We start from the raw sequence: 3,087 nt of genomic DNA on the forward strand, positions 1-3,087 counted from the left end.
TTTTGGGAATATGTCCTTCGGTATACTTTTGACTATCTACTTTTCCTAACTCATTAAAAAATGGGCGAACCGGGAGTCATAACAAGACCTGCCATCAAAACTCTAAGTGCAAAGTGGGTTGAAAATGAGTAAGTAGAGATGCAAAATTGTAATGGGCAACTCTTAGAGACCCTATCCCGTCTCTAGTTGATTTGGTTAAAAGGCGCATTCATTGGAAACGTTTCCGTAGTAATCTAAGTAAGCTACGCGCAGCTTTTGTCTCAGGAGTAGAGTGGTTACAAATAAAAGTACCAAAAGAAGGATTTTTGCTAGAAATTAGATGAAAAACTTTCTTTAATATGGCAAAGTGTTGTTTGATTTACTAAATTAGTTGATTGACTACGACACAAAACTTAATAAAAACTAATTTGGCAACTACCTATTTGCGTAATTAACCAAAAGAATTATTGCCATTCCCTGTCCTCAAGTTCCTTCTGAGGCAACAATAAGGTGGCTTCGATTTCCTGCCTAATAGCAGCCGTCACTTCACAATTGCTATGCAGGCAATCGAGTAGTAACTGATTCGCATCATAGTAGCGTTGTAGTACTTGCTCTTGTTCAGGGCTAAACTGCCACTGGTGGTTAATGTTGCGATAATTAACCACCGTTATGTTTAACTGTTTAACCCAGGCTGAATAGTTTGTCTGCCACCATTGTGTAAACCGTTCTTGACTTTGACGAGAATTTGGAAATTGGTCAGAGAGTTGTTGCAAGGATTTATACAGCCCCACATCCAGAACAATGCCCAGAATGTTTGAGAGAGCATCTCCACAGGCATGAATGTGAGCAAAATCCTGGCTCTCCTCAATTGCACACTCTAGCAGCAGGTTATTTAATGCCGCATCCAGAAACATTCCCTGGTCAAGGCTGCTGGCTAGGGCAAAGTGAGAAGCTATGTGAGGAGTCCGACTTAAGGCAAGATAAAAGGCTCGAGTTGTCGCCTCTTTTGGTTGGCTGGGAATAGTACGAGATTTTTGGCTCGCCCAGGTCAAAAATTCTTGTAAATAAGGGTCTTGGCTAACCAGTGCATCAATCTGTTGCTTCATCAACTGTACTAAAGAGTCTGCACTTCGGAGCATGGTAGCTGTTAACAAGAAAATTTCGTGCCAGTGCGGGTCTGTAAGGTGACTAACTAATCCTTCTAAAGCTTCCCCAAATGCCTCTAGATTATGGCTGGCAACGATTTTTCTTGCTGTGAAGTATTCTTGAAAAGCCAGATAGGAGAAGGAAAAAATTCCCCGCGCCCGTTCTGCTAGTAGCCCATGTTGAGCTTCGATCGCTTTCAGTGCTGCTTCGCTTTCTATTTGCAGTTCTTCGGCATCCATTGGCGCTTTGGTCAGATTCTGAATATAGTCACCAATGTATTGCTCAACGATGCGTTGCTCAAAAAAGTACTGACCTTGCTCAAATGTCGCTGCTGCAATCTGACTCAATAACTTGAGCTTTTGTGGTAATAAAAACCCTCGGTAAACTTCATCCCTTTCAATGCCTTTGGCTTCATCCCATTTGCCCAATAGAAGGTCTAAACCTTGCTTATAAAAGTCAGTCCGCTTAGTGGGAAATTTTTCTTGAGCGTGAAACACCCAGCAAGCAAGATGCAGAAATAGGGGTGTAACTACGAGTTGGCGAAATTGCCAGTTTTCATCTAATTCCAACTTCTCAACAAACTGAACGGACAGCGCTTGACCGTCTTGAATGTTGGTTTTGGTAAAGGCCACAAACCATTTTTGAGCAAAGGCGATGATTTGTTCTGAGGTAAATGGAGCAATCTCAACATCGGTAAAGCCTCGCAGTCTGAGTTTTTGAGACGCTGTTCGACAGGCTGCCACAAACTGATTTTTGTGATACTTTTCTGAAAACCTGCGAATTTCGCTTAAGACAGCATTGCTTTGTTGGTTAAGAATTTCATCCATACCGTCAAGCAAAATTAAGACTCTGCCTCCATTAAGCAAAGTTTCTATAACTGAGGAATCGGAAATTTCAGATGTGAGGAACTCCTGGCGGATGTATTTTAATAGGCTGAACTCGTTGGTGACTTTAGATTCTTCAGCAAAATTTCTCAGGGTAATGAAGATCGGAACTAAGTCCCCTGCAAATGTGCCTTGGTTAGATTGAATGGCGAGATATTGTAAAAAGGTGGTTTTACCTACCCCAGGTTTACCTAGTACCCTGAGCTTAGAGTATGTTTCAACTGCCTGTGTACCAGGTATCTGGTTTTGATCGGCATCACCTAAGCCAAAACGGTCAAATTGTTTGGGATCTAGGTTTTGCAGCGCAGTGATTTCTAACCACTGTTGACTGGCAATTGACTCCAAAATATTCACATTTATATATATGTCATCGATCGCAACGGGACGGCTGATATCCAATAACTGCAAAATCCCACACTGGTCTTGAATTTTGTCGAAGCGTTGCGATCGCACTTTTTTCACCAAGCCATCAATATCCAGCACGGGGAAACGGCCGTATTCTTCTAGTTCCATGAATTCTGCCGGCGGATTACTAGCAATCTCCCGCCAATTCAGTTCTAATACAGAACAAATTTCAATAAAAGTATGACGCTCAACTGGACGACCACTAAAAAATCGCCAAATCGGTTGTCTAGTCTTAAGGTTGACTTCGGCTGCCAAATTGTCTTGAGTCCACTCCTTGAGAGCAAATGCTCTTTTAGCCTCTTGAATACCGATGAGTGATGCTTGGAGCGATCGCTTGACCATAGACAAAAACTCTGCTTTTCAAATCATTGACTTTAACTTTTATTAATATCTGCAATTATATAGATTTTGTGTGATACTAACATTCTACTCGTTTAAAGTTATACAAAACCCCAGAGATACTCTCAGCTTTTTAAAGTTTTGTGTCGAAGTCAAACGTTATACACTTATCTTATACATTTCAAGCTTTCGGTAATACCTGAATTCAAATACTTATCTGTAATGCTTAAGTAGAAGTTAAAGGGTTATTTAGCAATTACTTACTTGATTATGGTTCATAGTTGCACTATATAGATATCATCTCAATATCTCTATGTATCCATAAGGTTTTTAC

The 3,087-nt window shown here is 40.8% G+C and carries 1 protein-coding gene; it reads right to left on the reverse strand.

Features of this window, described 5'->3' with window-relative positions:
* Window positions 1-443: 443 nt before the first annotated feature.
* Complete coding sequence (locus GNF10_RS36090; RefSeq protein WP_185582101.1) at window positions 444-2,756, reverse strand: NACHT domain-containing NTPase; 2,313 nt, start codon at window positions 2,754-2,756, stop codon at window positions 444-446.
* Window positions 2,757-3,087: the final 331 nt, after the last annotated feature.

Origin of the sequence: Nostoc sp. UCD121 (assembly GCF_014222285.1) — a bacterium.
Classification (GTDB): domain Bacteria; phylum Cyanobacteriota; class Cyanobacteriia; order Cyanobacteriales; family Nostocaceae; genus Nostoc.

Excerpts from the sequence above, each read along its gene's own strand:
- GNF10_RS36090 (WP_185582101.1), bottom strand. The coding sequence starts at position 2,756 with ATGGTCAAGCGATCGCTCCAAGCATCACTCATCGGTATTCAAGAGGCT.